The organism is Nocardiopsis kunsanensis DSM 44524 (genome assembly GCF_000340965.1).
GTDB lineage: Bacteria > Actinomycetota > Actinomycetes > Streptosporangiales > Streptosporangiaceae > Nocardiopsis > Nocardiopsis kunsanensis.
The window spans coordinates 142,939-158,672 of sequence record NZ_ANAY01000006.1; the positions used below are offsets into that span (position 1 = coordinate 142,939).

General features: G+C 70.0%; 12 protein-coding genes. 7 read left to right on the forward strand and 5 right to left on the reverse strand.

Annotation, left to right across the window (positions count from 1 at the left end):
- Positions 1-160: 160 nt before the first annotated feature.
- Positions 161-631: a ferritin-like domain-containing protein gene (locus D456_RS0105050; RefSeq protein WP_017575072.1), complete on the forward strand. Its 471-nt coding sequence runs from the start codon at positions 161-163 to the stop codon at positions 629-631.
- Positions 632-668: 37 nt separating this feature from the next.
- A complete protein-coding gene (locus tag D456_RS0105055) occupies positions 669-1,106 on the forward strand; it encodes a ferritin-like domain-containing protein (RefSeq protein WP_017575073.1) in 438 nt (145 codons plus the stop codon).
- A gap of 128 nt (positions 1,107-1,234) precedes the next feature.
- Here the strand turns inward: D456_RS0105055 and D456_RS0105060 are convergent, their stop codons facing one another.
- The gene (locus D456_RS0105060; RefSeq protein ID WP_017575074.1) at positions 1,235-2,971 is read right to left on the reverse strand and encodes a proline--tRNA ligase; all 1,737 of its coding nucleotides are present in this window, start codon (positions 2,969-2,971) and stop codon (positions 1,235-1,237) included.
- Positions 2,972-3,154: 183 nt separating this feature from the next.
- On the opposite strand from D456_RS0105060, the gene D456_RS0105065 reads away from it, so the two are divergent.
- The 3 genes from D456_RS0105065 to D456_RS0105075 all read left to right on the forward strand — a co-directional run bounded on the left by D456_RS0105065 (position 3,155) and on the right by D456_RS0105075 (position 6,258).
- The gene (locus tag D456_RS0105065) at positions 3,155-4,033 is read left to right on the forward strand and encodes an aldo/keto reductase (RefSeq protein WP_017575075.1); all 879 of its coding nucleotides are present in this window, start codon (positions 3,155-3,157) and stop codon (positions 4,031-4,033) included.
- A gap of 114 nt (positions 4,034-4,147) precedes the next feature.
- Positions 4,148-5,005, forward strand: coding sequence for a spermidine synthase (locus D456_RS0105070; RefSeq protein ID WP_017575076.1), 858 nt, complete (start codon positions 4,148-4,150; stop codon positions 5,003-5,005).
- Between the two features lie 926 nt (positions 5,006-5,931).
- The gene (locus D456_RS0105075; RefSeq protein ID WP_017575077.1) at positions 5,932-6,258 is read left to right on the forward strand and encodes a hypothetical protein; all 327 of its coding nucleotides are present in this window, start codon (positions 5,932-5,934) and stop codon (positions 6,256-6,258) included.
- A 260-nt stretch (positions 6,259-6,518) separates the two neighbouring features.
- Here the strand turns inward: D456_RS0105075 and D456_RS0105080 are convergent, their stop codons facing one another.
- From D456_RS0105080 to D456_RS0105095, 4 genes are all read right to left on the reverse strand, one after another.
- Positions 6,519-6,818 carry a Dabb family protein gene (locus D456_RS0105080; protein ID WP_017575078.1) on the reverse strand — a complete coding sequence of 100 codons (300 nt, stop codon included), beginning with the start codon at positions 6,816-6,818 and terminating at the stop codon, positions 6,519-6,521.
- Positions 6,819-7,235: 417 nt separating this feature from the next.
- Positions 7,236-7,505 carry a DUF6406 domain-containing protein gene (locus tag D456_RS0105085; RefSeq protein WP_017575079.1) on the reverse strand — a complete coding sequence of 90 codons (270 nt, stop codon included), beginning with the start codon at positions 7,503-7,505 and terminating at the stop codon, positions 7,236-7,238.
- 182 nt (positions 7,506-7,687) lie between these two features.
- Positions 7,688-10,117, reverse strand: coding sequence for an accessory Sec system translocase SecA2 (gene secA2, locus D456_RS0105090; protein ID WP_026115585.1), 2,430 nt, complete (start codon positions 10,115-10,117; stop codon positions 7,688-7,690).
- A 117-nt stretch (positions 10,118-10,234) separates the two neighbouring features.
- Positions 10,235-10,852, reverse strand: coding sequence for a GTP-binding protein (locus D456_RS0105095; protein WP_017575081.1), 618 nt, complete (start codon positions 10,850-10,852; stop codon positions 10,235-10,237).
- 808 nt (positions 10,853-11,660) lie between these two features.
- On the opposite strand from D456_RS0105095, the gene hisS reads away from it, so the two are divergent.
- Together hisS and D456_RS0105105 are read left to right on the forward strand one after the other, a co-directional pair.
- Positions 11,661-12,974: a histidine--tRNA ligase gene (gene hisS, locus D456_RS0105100; protein WP_017575082.1), complete on the forward strand. Its 1,314-nt coding sequence runs from the start codon at positions 11,661-11,663 to the stop codon at positions 12,972-12,974.
- A 220-nt stretch (positions 12,975-13,194) separates the two neighbouring features.
- Positions 13,195-15,654, forward strand: a complete 2,460-nt coding sequence (locus D456_RS0105105; RefSeq protein WP_017575083.1) for an ATP-binding protein — start codon at positions 13,195-13,197, stop codon at positions 15,652-15,654.
- The last annotated feature ends 80 nt before the right edge of the window (positions 15,655-15,734 follow it).

Consider the following 15,734-nt stretch of genomic DNA (forward strand, 5'->3'; position numbering starts at 1 on the left):
GGCGCGTCGACACGTGCCCCGGGCGGACCCGATCGCCCGTGTGCCGGGGATCGCGCTGTCCCGGTCCGGTACTGGGCGTGGAAAGATGGAGCGAGAACGACGGGGAGGAGTCCGAGTGGTCCGGGTAGCGGCTGGTGTCAGCAGACGTGCGCTCCTGGGGATGGTGGTGGCCGGTGCGTCGGCCGCGGCCGTCACGGGGTGCGGCACCGTGGACTGGTATCCCTCGGGGACGACCCCGGACGAGCACGTGTTGCGTTCACTCCTGCGGGAGAAGGAACGCTTGCTCGTGCGGTACGAGAAGGCCCTGGCGGACGGTTCCGGCCCCTCGGACCTGTTGGACCGGCTCTCGGAGGACCACCGCGCCCACCTGGACGCGTTGACGGACGCCCTGCCCGAAGGAGCCGAGCCCACCCCGCCGGCCGAGGAGGGTTCGCCCGGGCCGGTCCCCCCGGAGGAGGACCCCGACCTGGCCGAGGCTCCGTCGACGGCAGCGCTCCGGGCCATGGAGGCCGCGGCCGCGGGGGCGCGGCCCGACCAAGCGGCGGCCGTCACCGACCGGGGCCTGGCACAGCTGATCGGTTCGATCGGGGCGTGCGAGGCGGGGCACACGTACCTTCTCGACGAGGTGTGAGCACCAACGGAGCACGAACGGTGAGGAGCGGTGACGGATGAGCGAGGAGTCCGAGACCGCCGGTGACGCGGTGTCGGTACTGGCGGAGGCGCTGCGGGCCGAGTACGCCGCGGTGTACGCGTACGAGTTCGTGGGCGGTTCTGCCGGTGACGAGGACCGGCGCTCCCGGGGTCTCGCGCTGGCCGGCGAGCACAAGAGCACGCGCGCCGAGCTGCGGGAGGCGATGCTCGACCGGGACGGTTCTCCCCCAGCGGTACGACCCACGTACCCGTTGCCCTCCGACAAGGACGGCCGGAGCATCGACGACTTCGTGGTCGGGGTGGAGAACACGTGCGCGCGGGCCGCCCTGTGGTTGACGGCGGCCGACGACACGGACCTGCGCACGACGGGGACACGCCTCCTGCAGGAGGCCACTGTGCGGGCCCTGGAGTGGGGCGGCGAGCTGGACTCCCTGCCCGGTTTCGAAGGCAGCTGAGGCCCCGGGAGGGGATCGCGCACCGAGCGTCCGGGCGCCTTTCGGCCCGGACGCAGGGTTCCGTCCCGGGACGGAACCTCCGGCGCGGAGGAGGCTGCGGGGCCCGTACCGGCCGGGCCCCGGCGGGGTCAGGCCCCGCAGGCTCGAACGGTGCGCTCGACGATCTCCTCGAGGGCGACCTCCTCACGGCCGCCGTCGGCACGGTCGCGCAGCTCCACGACGCCGTCCTTGAGGCCGCGGCCCACGATGACGGTCGTGGGCACGCCCAGGAGCTCGGCGTCGGTGAACTTCACCCCCGGGGACACACCCTTGCGGTCGTCGACCAGCACCCGCAGCCCGCGCTGTTCGAGTTCCCCGGAGATACGCAGGGCCTCCTCGATCTGGTCGCCCTTGCCGGTGCCGACCACGTGCACGTCGGCGGGGGCGACGGCGCGGGGCCACACGATCCCCTTGTCGTCGTGGGACTGCTCCACGATGGAGGCGACCACACGCGAGACGCCGATGCCGTAGGAACCCATGGTCACGCGCTTGGGCTTACCGTCGGGACCGAGCGCGTCGAGCTCGACCGCGTCGGTGTACTTGCGGCCGAGCTGGAAGACGTGGCCGATCTCGATACCGCGCGCGGTGTAGAGCGTGCCCCGCCCGTCGGGCGAGGGATCGCCGTCCCGCACCTCGGCCACGTCGATGGTCCCGTCCGGGGTGAAGTCCCGCCCCACGGTGAGGTCGATCACATGGTGCTCGGGGCGGTCGGCGCCCGTGACCCAACGGGTACCGGTCACGATGCGCGGGTCGACGAGGTAGCGCACCTTGTTGTCGAGCAGGGAGCGCGGGCCGATGTAGCCCTTGACCAGGAACGGGCTCTCCTGGAAGTCCTTCTCGTCCAGGACGGCGACCTCGGCCGGTTCCAGGGCCGCCTCCAGACGCTTCATGTCGACCTCCCGGTCGCCGGGCACACCGACGGCGAGGAGCTGCCACTCCTCGGAACCGGGTTCGCGCGTCTTGACCAGCACGTTCTTGAGGGTGTCGGCCTCGCTGAAGTCACGGCCCAGGTCGGCGGCGTTGAGGAAGTCCACGAGGGTCTGGATCGTGGCGGTGTCGGGGGTGTGGTGCTCGGTGGCCTCGGGAAGCCCGTCGAGCGGCAGCGCCTGCGGTGCGGGCACCTCCACGGCCTCGACGTTGGCTGCGTAGTCCGTTTCGGTGCTGCGCACGAAGGTGTCCTCGCCCGAGGGGGCCACGGCCAGGAACTCCTCGGACTTCGAACCGCCCATGGCGCCGGCGGTGGCCGAGACGATGACGTACTCCAGGCCCAGGCGCTCGAAGATCCTCACGTAGGCGGCGCGGAAACGTTCGTAGGAGGAGGACAGCCCTTCGTCGTCGATGTCGAAGGAGTAGGCGTCCTTCATGTGGAACTCGCGCCCGCGCAGCACACCGGCGCGGGGCCGGGCCTCGTCGCGGAACTTCTCCTTGATCTGGTACAGCCAGACCGGGAAGTCCTTGTAGGAGGTGTACTCGCCCTTGACCAGGTGGGCGAAGATCTCCTCGTGCGTGGGCCCGAGCAGGTAGTCGGCGCCCTTGCGGTCCTGGAGGCGGAACAGGGTGTCGCCGTAGTCGTCCCAGCGGCCCGTGGTCTCGTAGTACTCGCGGGGCAGCAGCGCCGGCAGGAGGAGTTCCTGGGCGTCGATCGCGTTCATCTCCTCCCGGACGATGTCGGCGACGTTGTCCAGGACGATCTTGCCCAGCGGCAGCCACGAGTAGATGCCGGGTGCAGCTCGGCGTACGTAGCCTCCGCGCACCATGAGCTTGTGGCTCGGTACCTCGGCGTCCGCCGGGTCCTCGCGCAGGGTGCGCAGGAACAGGGTCGACATCCGCAGTAGCACGGCCACTCCTCGGTGCATGCGCCCGTCAGGGCGCGATCGGTTTCTCGGGGAATCCCAGGCTAACGGCTGTCGGGGGGGGCGTTCGCCCAGAGTTCGTGCGGGGTAGGGCCCTCCCCGGCACGGTTGCCCCGCGCACGGACGTTCCCCACTCTCTCGGAAAGGCAGTGAGCCATGCGTACCAGGACCATCGGTGGACGGGCGGTCAGTGCGGTCGGTCTGGGCGCGATGCCGTTGTCACGGACCGGGATGCCGGATCCGGGTCTTGCCGTGGCGACGGTGCACGCGGCCCTCGACGCCGGTGTGCGTCTGATCGACACCGCCGACGCCTACCATCCGGACGGTTCCGGCACGGGGCACAACGAGCTCCTGGTCGCCGAGGCCCTGCGCGACCGCCCGGGGGACGCCTCGGACGTGATGGTGGCCACCAAGGGCGGCCACACACGGGACGCCGACGGCGGGTGGGGGCTGAACGGACGCCCCGAGTACATCAGGAAGGCGTGCGAGGACTCCCTGCGCCGACTCGGCGTGGAGAGGATCGACCTGTACCAGCACCACCGACCCGACCCGGCCGTGCCCTACGAGGACACGCTCGGAGCATTCGCCGAGCTCCTGGACGAGGGCAAGGTCGCGATGGTCGGGATCTCCAACGCCGACCCGGCCCGGATCGTGGCGGCCGACCACGTGCTGGGCGGACGCCTGGCGGCGGTGCAGAACGAGTTCTCCCCCGATTTCCGTTCCTCGGAACCGGAGCTGGAGCTCTGCGCCGAGCGGGGGATCGCGTTCCTGCCGTGGAGCCCGTTCGGCGGCCGCAAGAGCGCCGGCGGGTTGAGCGAACGGCATCCGGTCCTCGCCGAGGTCGGGGAACGTGTGGGTGCCTCCTCCCACCAGGTGTGCCTGGCGTGGATGCTGGCCAAGTCCCCGGTCATGGTGCCGATCCCGGGGGCCTCGCGCCCTGAGAGTGTGCGCTCGAGCGCCGCGGCCGCCGATCTGGAACTGTCGGAGGAGGACTTCGCGCTCGTCGACGCCGAACAGCCCGCGGCACTCTCCTGAACGGTGCGTACCGGCGCGGACCGGCCCCGTCGACCGGTCAGGGCCACGCTCCTCACCCTTCGACCCCTGTCAGCGGCCTAGTCTTGGTGCGGTCGAACGGACGGGAGCAGTGGCATGGGACGACGGCGCGGGGCACGTGAGCGCGGTGACGACGTACTCACCGAGGCACGGGTACCGGGTGTCGAGCTGTTGGCCGACGCCGACCGGGCCGATTCCTGGTTCCTGGTCGTGGAGGGCACGCCCCAGTCGCACGTGGACCTGGCGGACCCCTCCTACCTGGATTTCTCGTACATGCGCCGGATCGCACACGCCTCCGACCTGGTGGCGCCCGCGCACGAACCGATCGACGCGCTGCACCTGGGCGCGGGCGCGCTGTCGTTGGCCCGGTACGTGGCCCACACGCGCCGGGGTTCGCGCCAACGTGCGGTGGACTCCGACGCGGCGCTGGTGGAGCTCGTGCGCCGCCACCTGCCCTGGGACCGGCGTGCGCAGCTGCGTGTGGGGATCGGGCACGCGCGGGAGTGGATCGGTGCCCGGCACACCGACAGCACCGACCTGTTGGTCAGCGACGTGTTCTCGGGGGCGCGGACCCCGGCCTCGTTGACGTCCGTCGAGTACTACGCGGAGGCGGCCCGGGTGCTGCGTCCCGGGGGCTTCCTGGTGGTCAACATCGGGGACGGTTACGCGCTGCGGCACACACGCAGGCAGGTGGCGACGCTGCGGTCGGTGCTGCCGTACGTGGTGCTGACCGCCGAGCCGGGGATCCTGCGCGGGCGCCGGTTCGGCAACCTCGTACTGGTGGCCGGGCACCGCCCGTTGCCGGAGGAGGAGCTCGGACGCCTGGCCCACCGCGACCTGGAGATGGCACGCATGCTGGCCGGGGAGGAACTCGACCGGTTCACGGACGGGGTCCTCCCTGTGCACGACGCCGACGCCGAGGACTCCCCCGAGCCGCCCGAGGGCCTTTTCTGAGTAGGCGCCGGACGGTCCGCTCGGAGGGGGCCGAGGGGCGGGCGTGGGACAGGCCGGACAGACGCTCGTGGCCGAAAGTGGACATTCTCCACCGAGTGGCCCCGGGAAGCTCTACGGTGGTCTCCGTGCGCGCCACCCCCATTGGTACCGGGCGCCCGGTCCCCCAGCCCGGGCGCCCCGGACCTCTGTGCCGGCCCTGCACGCGCAGGCGGCCCGGCCGCCCCTGAGGGTACGGGATGCCGACGGCCCTGGTCGCGGACCTGCTTTCGGCAGTCACAACAACCATGACCGGTACCTTTGCGCGGTCGGCGTTCGGCCCAACTGTTCCGGTCATGCTTCTGGAACAGGTTTGATTCCACCGAATGGCCCGGCATTCTGCGGGTGCGGAAATTTTCCCCGCGTGTGGCCGGAGCAAAGAATCCCCAGTTCACGTGGGTCATGAGAACCGCACACTTATTGATCACGGACAGTAACTGTGGGGTAAGGCGCATCCCCTGGATTGGGAAAGCCGGGAGGCGGGCAGGTCATCGTTCGGGAAATCGCCCGTCGCGCCGCTCCCCCGGGAGGTCCCCGGCGCCGATCGCAGGCGGGCGTCGCGTCGATCCCTGAGGAGGGACTGTGCCCCACCTGACCACTCCCCCGGCGATGAGCAGCTGCAACTGCGGATCGAGCTGTGGCTGCGGCTGCCAGAGCGGCAGTTCCTGCAGCTGCGGCGGCAACTGCAGCTAGAGACCCCCGAAGGGCACTGTCCCGGGGCCCTCGGAGCCCCGGGGCCACAGGCCCTCTCCCCCTCCGCGCGGGCTGCCCCTCCCCTTGGGGGCAGCCCGCCTTTTCACCACGGCCTTCGTGTGTCGCGACATTGTGCAACGATGGGTATACGCTATGTGGTCACGTGCTGCGTATCCACCCATTGGGGGAGATCAGCGATGCCGTCGAGTGCCCACTCCACCGCGCGACTGTCCGAACACACGAGGCTGCTCCGGTGCGTCCAGGGTATCCAGGAGCGCTGCGACAGGGCGGTCCCCTGGGAACCCGACACGGTCGGGTTGCCCGCACCCACCTCGTCCAGCGCACTGTCCCGCATCAACGACGTCGCCTTCTACGCGCACGCGCGCGAGGAGGTATCGGCCCTGGCTGCCGTGTGTGCGCACCTGGTGCGTCTGCACCATCCCGACGGCGAGGAGTCCTGCGCGAGCTGTGCCCATCCCTGGCCGTGCGCGAGCTTCGTGGAGATCTCCCGGCTGCTCGCCTGAGGATCGGCTGCTACCGGACGCTCTGACCCCGGGCAGCACACCGCCCGCCCGGAGCCGGGGCGCGATCCGGCTCGGGCGGGCGGCGTTCTTCTCTCACCTGGCGTCCGTGGTCACCCGGCAGCCGAACCGTCGGGCGCCTTCACCGGATCAGGCATAGTGGGAGCATATTTGTGGAACGCGTTCTACCGCAAGGCTCTTTACGATTCAGTTACCCCACCTGAGCGGGACACTGAAAGCTCAGGCCACCACTGAAACACGATCTACTCGGGTAGCGGGTACTGGAGTGCGGCGCGGTCGGCCAGCAACGGTCGGATCACCGCCAGCGCAGCCTGGTGATCGGGGTGGTCGCGGTAGGCGATGAAGCCGTCCTCGTCATCGACGTCGGCGACCACGGCGAAGTCGAAGGCCCCGTCGCTGATGCCGGCGTCCCGGCCGAAGGTGTAGGAGCGGAGCTGGGGGACGGCGTCGGGCAGGGCCCCGAGGAGCCGCTCGACCTCGGCGAGCCGGGCATCGGTGACGCCGTCCTTCCAGCGGAAGAGCGCGATGTGTCGAAGAGTCATGGCACGACGCTACTGGTCGGCGGAGGTGGGGCCCACGGCGGCCGCGCATGCGGTGGTCGGGCCCAGAGGCGGGGGACAGCCCCTGGGTCCGACCTCGAGGGGGCGCACGCAGCAGCCCGGGCGTTCGGCGCGGAAGCGTTCCCCTCCCCAACGGCCCGGTGCACGTGCAACACATTCGACGCTAACGACCCGGTGGTAACGCGGGCACCCCTGAATCGGTAACCGGAGCGTCTCGATCAAAGAAACGCTTTCCCGGGGTGGGCCGTGCACAACAACAGCGGACCCCACCCTCATCCGGCACCGGAAGGGCGGGGGCCCACGCAGGGAAAATACAAAAACGAGCACGCCGAACAAAGGTTGCCGGGGGTTGCAATCACCGACGCGCCCGGAAAGCCCCGATGGAATCCGGGGAGCCGATCAGCTCACCCTCGTGGCGAGAAGATGGGCCTCCGGGGTGTCCGCCCCGACGATCTCGGTCACTCTCCAGACCTGCCCGCCGACACTGAAGGTGTCGCCCTCCCGGACATCGATCATGGGGCGGGGGCGCCACTCCTTCGGGCCCCCGATCTTCGCCACGGGCAGCCCGCCGTCGTCCACCCAGAAGTGGCCGCCACCGACCGGACCTCCGTGGAACCGGTCGTTCCGCCCGTACGTGATCTTCTCCTGTGCACCTACTTCATGAACCACCGTGCATTCACCCTTATACAGTCGCCGTCAAAGGAAAACGTAGCCATCGTAACGCCGATACAACCATTGCACCGGTGACTCGGCAGCCAAACCCTTCGACTTCCGAACGACCCGACAAAAATAATGCGCGGCCAGGACCAAAGTCCTGGACCGCGCACATTTCACAATGGCGATCAATCGCCTCAGCCTGTACTCTTGTTTCCCTTGAGTTTTCCGGCGAGAGTCTCGATCGGTGAACTGAACGGGTGGTCGTGCACCATGTAGGTCCACGTCATGGACGGGCGCTTGACCCCGACAGCGCCGACGTCGATCGCGCCGTCACGTACCTGGAGTTCACCGAAGGTCTCGGCCGCCCGCGTGCGCGCCTCGTCGAGGAAGCCCTTGAAGACCGGCACCGCCTCGCGGTTGAACTCGTCCAGCGGGTCGCGCCGGCCCAGGAACCGCAGATGGATACCCTCGCGCAGCTCCGAAAGGAACGCGTTGTGGTCGGTCCAGCCGCGGTCGAGATGGTACAGGGTGATGAGGCGGGCGGCTCGGGCCACCTGTTCCCGGGCCTGTTCCTCGTGCTCCTCGGTGGCCTCGGGGCCCTCCCCCTCGGCGCCTTCCTCCTCGGAGCTCTCCTCCGCGTCGTTCCCGGCGCCCGTCCCGGCCCCGGCCCCGGCCCCGATGGCGGCCAGTGCCCGTGCGAGCTCGTCGGTCAGCTCGGTGTGGCGGGTCGGACTGTCCTTGCGGATGTGCCGGTCGCCCTCGTCACCGGTGAGCACGAGCTCGCGGTGTTCCAGCACCACTTCGCGCTGCACGTCGATGAGCTGGTTGTAGCGCCAGGTGTTGCGGTGCACCTCCAGCAACTGCCCTTCGGCCACACGCTGGGCGTGGTCGACCATGGCCAGCCAGTTCTGCCCGGTGATCTCACCGTCGTCGCCAGCCTTGTACCCGGTGGTCTCCGGGGCGTTGTTGACGAGCAGGTCGTCGTCCATGCTGACGAAGAACAGGGAGTCGCCGGGGTCGCCCTGGCGACCGGCCCGTCCGCGCAGCTGGCCGTCCAGGCGGCTGCTGGGGTAACGGCCGAAGCCCATGACGAACAGGCCGCCGCTCTCCACCACACGGTCGCGGTCGGACATGTCGCTGCCGCCCAGGCGGATGTCGGTACCGCGGCCGGCCATCTGGGTCGAGACCGTGATGGCACCATGGGTTCCGGCCTCGGCGATGATCGATGCCTCGTCGGCGTCGTTCTTGGCGTTGAGGACCACGCACTCCAGGCCGGCCTTGCGCAGGCGCTCGGCCAGGATCTCGGACTCGGCCACGTCCTGGGTGCCGATGAGGACCGGTCGTCCGGTGTCGTGCACCTTCTCGACCTCGGCGACGAGCGCGTCCTCCTTCTCCTCCCGCGTGGCGTACAGACGGGTACCGCGGTCCTCGCGGATGTCCGGCTTGTTGGAGGGCACGACCGCGACCTCGAGCTCGTAGAACTCGCGCAGCTGTTCGGCCACGGCCATCGCCGTACCGGTCATACCGGCCAGGGTCGGGTAGCGCAGGATCAGCGACTGCACCGTGATCGAGTCGAGGACCTCGCCGGTCTCACTGACGTCGACCTTCTCCTTCGCCTCCACGGCGGCCTGGAGGCCGTCGGGCCAACGCTGGAGCATGGCGATACGTCCGCGCGACTCGTTGATGATGCGCAGCTCGCCGTCGCGCACGACGTAGTGGACGTCGCGCTGGAGCAGCACCTGTGCGTGCAGGGCGAGGTTGACCTCGGGCAGCCGGGACTCCTCGTCCTCCGCGTAGAGGTCGACACCTCCCAGGGCCTTCTCGACCCGGTCGATCCCGGTGTCCGTGAGCTGGACGTTGCGTCCCTCTGCGTCGACCTCGTAGTCGATACGGGGTTTGAGGGTGCGCACGAGGTCGGCCATCTCCATGTCGGCCGCGGCGCTCTCGGCGGCCCCGGCCAGGACCAGCGGCACGCGCGCCTCATCGACCAGTACGGAGTCGGCCTCGTCGATGATGGCGACCGCGGGCGGGGGCACCACACGGTCGGCGACATCGGTGACCATACGGTCGCGCAGCACGTCGAAACCGAGTTCGCTCACGGCTGCGTAGGTGATGTCCTGGGAGTAGGCCTCCCGGCGCTCGTCGGGGGTGGAGTCCTCGTTGATCCACCCGACCGTCAGGCCGAGCAGCTGATAGAGGGGGCGCATCCACTCCGCGTCGCGTTTGGCCAGGTAGTCGTTGACGCTCAGCAGGTGCACACGCTGACCGCGCAGCGCGAACCCGGCCGCAGCCAGGGCGCCGGAGAGCGTCTTGCCCTCACCTGTGGCCATCTCGGCCACGTGCCCGTCGAGCAGCGCCATGACGCCGAGCAACTGGACGTCGTAGGGGCGCTCGTCCAGGGTGCGCCGGGCGGCCTCTCGGCCGACCGCGCACAGCAGGACGAGGTCGCCGCGTTCATAGGGGAGTTCCGCGTTGCCGAGTTCGATGGCCTTCTCGTTCAGCTCGGCGTCACTGAGCTCACGAAGACCATCCTCCTCGGCCTCGATCGCCGACAGGAGCTTGGTATAGGGCCGCAGGTCCACCGCTCCGGGCTTGCCCAGGAGGCGGCGGACGCTTTCCGCCATTCGTCCGAACACCACGCCAGAGTAACGCCGGACACAACCCTTTCGTTCCTGTGGCGTCCACAGGCACACGCGGCGGGCACCCGTCGGGCTCCCGCCGTACGCCCTTGCGGGAGGGGGTCACTGGGCGACGCGGCTCCCCCCTCGTTGACGGGCCTCCATGGCCATGGCGTGCTTGACCAGTGTGACCAGGACCCGGACGACGGAGGCCTTGTCCCGCGCGTCGCAGTGCACGATCGGCACCTCTCCCGGAAGGTCCAGGGCGTCGCGCAGTTCTTCGGTGCCGTAGAGCGGGTCGGGGTCGAACGCGTTGACCGCCACCACGAACGGCATCCGTTGCTGGCGCTCGAAGTAGTCGAGGGCCTGGAAGGTGTCCTCGAGGCGGCGTACGTCGGCGAGCACGACGGCGCCGAGCGCGCCGCGTACCAGGTCGTCCCACATGAACCAGAAGCGCTGCTGGCCGGGGGTGCCGAACAGGAAGAGGGTGAGGTCGGTCTCCAGGGAGATGCGCCCGAAGTCCATCGCCACGGTGGTGCTCGTCTTGTCGGGCGTGTGGCTGAGGTCGTCGACACCGGTACTGGCCGCGGTCACCGCGGCCTCGGTGCGGACCGGAGGGATCTCCGAGACGGCACCGACGAACGTGGTCTTCCCGACCCCGAACCCGCCGGCGATGATGATCTTGGTGGACAGTTCGGAGGGCGCCTGAGGATTGTTCGTGCTGTTGACTGGATCGATCACAGTAAGTCCTAGCGGGAAGGCCGGGCCCGGTCGGCGTGCTCTCACTCGGCCCGGTCGGGAGGGGCACGGCGGCCCCCGGTGCCGAACCACCCCGGGAGCGGCCGCTTCTGGAACCTAACACCGGAAGGCGGAGCGGGAGGGCGATTGCCGGAGCCGGGCCCCTGGGCCAGGGATCGGTTCGGGGCGCGGACCGGGCGATACGACGCGGCGACCAGGCACGGAAGGATGAGGGAGTGCCCGGGAAGCCGAATGGTGGGATTTACACCACTTCGGGACGCACCGTGACCAGATAAGCACAGAACACTACCCGCAGAGGACGACTTTACGACATTGTGAGTGACCGTTTTCGGCCGCTTTCGGTCGCGCCGATCCCTGTCCGCCGAGGGCACAGAAGTCTACGGTGGAGGCAGGGCACCCGCTTCGACCGAGTACGGACTCCTGGCACGAGGACGCGAACGGCGCGGGGCCCTGACGGCGCACTCGCGCGCCCCGGGGTACCGACGTCTCGCTCTTCGGCGTCGGCACCGGGTACGAGAGCCGTCGATCGGACCCCACCGGTCCACTCCCGTCCATGTGGGCCGGTGGGGTTCGTATCGGACCACCGGCCCCTGTTCGGCGGTCGCCGAACCGGCCGTCCCCGACGCGGGCCCCACTGCACAGCGCCGACCGGAGCCACGGAGGACCCCACCGAACAGGCCCTAGGATGGAGACCCTCCCCGTCCTGTTCGGCGCCGGTCCGCGCCGTGGTCGTGCCCGGGCGGGGAGCGACCGAATTCCGTACTCCGCCCGAGGGAGCCGAGAACCACCCATGTCCGATCAGCGCGTCGTCCGCCCCACCCCGATCAGCGGTTTTCCCGAATGGACCCCTCAGGTCCGGGCCGTGGAGCAGCGCTGGCTGGACCATATCCGCGCGGGCTTCGAGTCCTTCGGTTTCGCCTCGGTGGAGACACCGTCGGTGGAGAACCTGGACGTGCTCATGGCCAAGGGCGAGACCTCCCAGGAGGTCTACACGCTGCACCGGCTCCAGGCGGACGCCGAGGACGACTCCGACGCCAAGCTGGGGCTGCACTTCGACCTGACGGTGCCGTTCGCGCGCTACGTCGCGCAGCACTTCAACGAACTCACGTTCCCGTTCAAGCGCTACCAGATGCAACGCGTGTGGCGGGGTGAACGCCCGCAGGAGGGCCGTTTCCGCGAGTTCACACAGTGCGACATCGACGTCATCAACGTGGACTCGGTGCCGCTGCACTTCGACGCCGAGCTGCCGCGCATCGTGCACCGGGTGCTGGCGCCGCTGGACATCCCGGCCTGGACCCTCAGCCTCAACAACCGCAAGGTGCTGCAGGGTTTCTACGAAGGGCTGGGCATCGAGGAGCCGATCGCGGTCATCCGCGCCGTCGACAAACTGCACAAGGTCGGCGACGAAGGGGTCCGCGGGATCCTGCTGTCGGAGGGGCTGTCCGGGGAACAGGCCGACGCCTGCCTGCGCCTGGCCCGCATCAAGAGCACCGGCACCGACGTGGCCGACCGGGTGCGCGAACTCGGGGTGACCTCGGACCTGCTGGAAGAAGGGCTCCAGGAACTGACCTTCGTCCTGGAGGATCTGGCCGACGTGCCCGGCGTGGTCGCCGACCTGTCGATCGCCCGGGGGCTGGACTACTACACCGGCACCGTGTACGAGGCCTCCTTCGACGACGACCCCGGCTACGGCAGCATCTGCGCGGGCGGCCGGTACGAGGACCTCGCCGGCCAGTTCATCCGCCGCAAGCTTCCCGGTGTCGGTATTTCCATCGGCCTCACCCGGATCTTCGCCAAGCTCGTGGCCGAGGGCAGGATCGAGGAGGGGCCCAAGTGCCCCACCGACGTGCTGGTCGTGGTCCCCGGCGCGGAGCGGCGCGCGGACGCGCTGCGCACCGGTGAGGCCCTGCGCGCACGCGGGTTCGACACCGAGGTCTTCCACTCCACCGCGAAGGTGGGCAAGCAGATCCAGTACGCGTCGAAGAAGGGGATCCCGTTCGTGTGGTTCCCGCCCTTCGACGACGAGGGCTCCCACGAGGTCAAGGACATGGCCGCCGGCGAGCAGGGGCCCGCCGACCCCGCGACCTGGTCCCCCGGGGCCTGACCCCGGGCCGCCTCCGTGTGGTGCCGCCCCGGCTCTGCGGCCGGGGCGGCACCACGTCCGCCCGGACCATGGGAACCGGGTACCGGACTGCCGGAACCGGCCATTCCCGAGACAACACACCCCTCGGGTGGGACACTGTTCCCCAGGAACCTCCCCGTCCCGGCCTCCGCCGCACGCTCACGACGGGGTTGCCCGCACCGGCATCCAAGTGAACGAGGCCATGTCCCACCCCCGCCACAACCTGCCGCTCTCCACCGGTGAGTTCCTCCGCTTCGTCGGACGTGAACGCGACATCGTCGACCTGTGCCGGCTCCTGGGCACGGCACGGCTGGTCACGCTCACCGGCACCGGCGGGATCGGTAAGACACGCCTGGCTCTGCACGTGGGTGAACGCCTGCTCCGACGATTCCCCAACGGCATCCGCTACATCGATCTCAGCGAGTCCACCCACCACGGCCAGGCCCTGCGCACGGTCGCCAACGGGCTCCAGGCCGTGGAGGACGACGCCCGTACGACCACCGAGTCGATCATCACGGCCCTGCGTACGCAGAACATGCTCCTGCTGCTCGACACCTGCGAGTACGCCGTCGGGCCGATGGCGCAGCTGTGCCAGGCGATCCTGCGCGACTGCCCGCGTGTACGCATCCTCGTCACCAGCCGCCAGCCCTTGCACGTGCCCGAGGAGAACATCTGGCGGGTCCCCCCGCTCTCCCTCCCCGCGCGCCCCACGCCCACCGACCCGTACGCGTCCTCGCCGGCCCCGCTCCCCCGCCGCGACATCCAGCGCTACGAGTCCGTACGCCTGTTCGTCACCCGCGCCCACGCGGCACGTTCGGGCTTCGAGATGACACGGGAGAACTCCGGTTACGTCGCGGAGATCTGCCGGATGCTCGACGGCATGCCCCTGGCCATCGAACTGGCCGCCGCCCGGGTACGCGTGCTGTCGGTGCAGCAGATCCTGCGCCGCCTGGACGACCGTTTCCAGCTCCTGACCAGTGACGGCTCCGACGCCCTGCCTGCCCGCCAACGCACTCTGCGTGCGGTCCTGTCCTGGAGCCACGAACTGCTCAGCGAACCCGAACGTCTGCTCCTGCACCGGCTGTCGGTCTTCAGTACCTGGTACCTGGAGGCCGCCGAGGAGGTGTGCTCCGGCGAGGGCGTCGACCCCACCGACGTGCTCTCGCTGCATTTCTCCCTCCTGGACAAGTCCCTCATCGTCATGGACGTGGAACTGGACGGGCTCACCCACTACCGCCTGCCCGAGACCGTGCGTGCCTACGCCGCCGAGCAACTGGCCGCCGAGGGCTGCGTGGACCACTACTGGGGACGTTTCCTCGACTTCTGTGTCGGGCGGACCGAACAGCTGCTCGAGCGTGCGCGCGGCCCCCTGTCCTGGCGGGAGCGGGTAGGCAGCCTGCGCCTGCACGACCACCACCGTGACAACTACGGCCGACTCATCATGTGGGCCCTCGCGCACGGCCGCGTGGACGACGCCCTGCGCTTGTGCACGGGACTGCGCACCCACTGGAACGTGCGCGGTCTGGCCTCCGAAGGCAGCTGGCGCCTGGAGCGGACCCTGGAGACCGACCCGGACGGGCAGGACCCGCCCTTACGAGCGCTGGGCCTGGCCCTGGACGCCGAGCTCCGGCTGGACCTGGATCCGGCACCGGAGGTCGCCACGCGCGCACGCCTCGCGCTCGAGGCCGCCCGTGCCTGCCGTGCCCCGGAGGCGATGGCCACGGCCCTGACGATCCTGGCGCAGTTGGGTCTGCGCACAGGAGGCGATCTCGAGGAGAGCGAGCGCCAGGCCTCCGCGGCCTGGTCGTGGGCCGAGCGTGCCCAGGACCCGGTCACGGAGGGTGCCGTCCTCGAGGTCTCGGCGCTCCTGGCCCGTCGGCGCGGCGACGGCGACACGGCCCTGCTCCACCTCAAGCGCCGCACCGTGCGCGCCGAGGAACTCGGTGACCAGTGGAGCCGGGCCCGGGGCCTGCACCTGCTCGGTGTGCTCGCGGCCGAGCGGCGCGAGTTCGCGCCGGCGCGCGCCCTCATGGAGGAGGCCCTGGAGGTCTTCACCCACCTGCAGGCCAACCCGGCCACGGCCCGGTGCTCGCGTGCCCTGGGCCGTCTCCATCTCTCGGAGGGCCGCCCGATGGAGGCGCGCGAGCCCCTGTCGACGTCACTGCGGGTGAGTTTCGCTTCGGGGCAGCGCATCGCCGTGGCCCGGGCTCTGGAGGCCCTGGCGGAGCTGGCTCTGGCCGAGGGGGAGGCCGAGCGGGCGGCCGCCCTGGTGGGAACCGCCGCCGGCCTGCGCGAATCCTTGCAGCGCCCGTCGGCCGAGACGGTGCGGCTGCGCTCGGCCATCGAGCGTTCCGTCGGCCCCGCACGTGCTGCGGAGGCATGGGGGGCCTGGCGTGCTCTGCCTCTGGAACAGGTGCGCGACCGGGCGCTCGCCTTCCCCACCCGGGAGGAGGCCCCGCAGCCCGAGGAACTCACCCGGCGCGAACGCGAGATCGCGGAGTTGGCGGGACAGGGTCTGTCCAACCGGGAGATCGCTGCCCGGTTGAGCATCAGTCAGGCCACTGCGGCGCGCCACATCGCCAACATCTTCCGCAAACTCTCGATCTCCTCCAGGAGGCAGCTGACCGGCTGGGCCTCGCAGGGCGAGACCGGCGCACCGTGATCACAACGCACTGAAGCACTTGCACAGTGCGCGTGCACCCGCTAAGACAGGAATCCCACGCACCTCCTCCGTCCCGACAT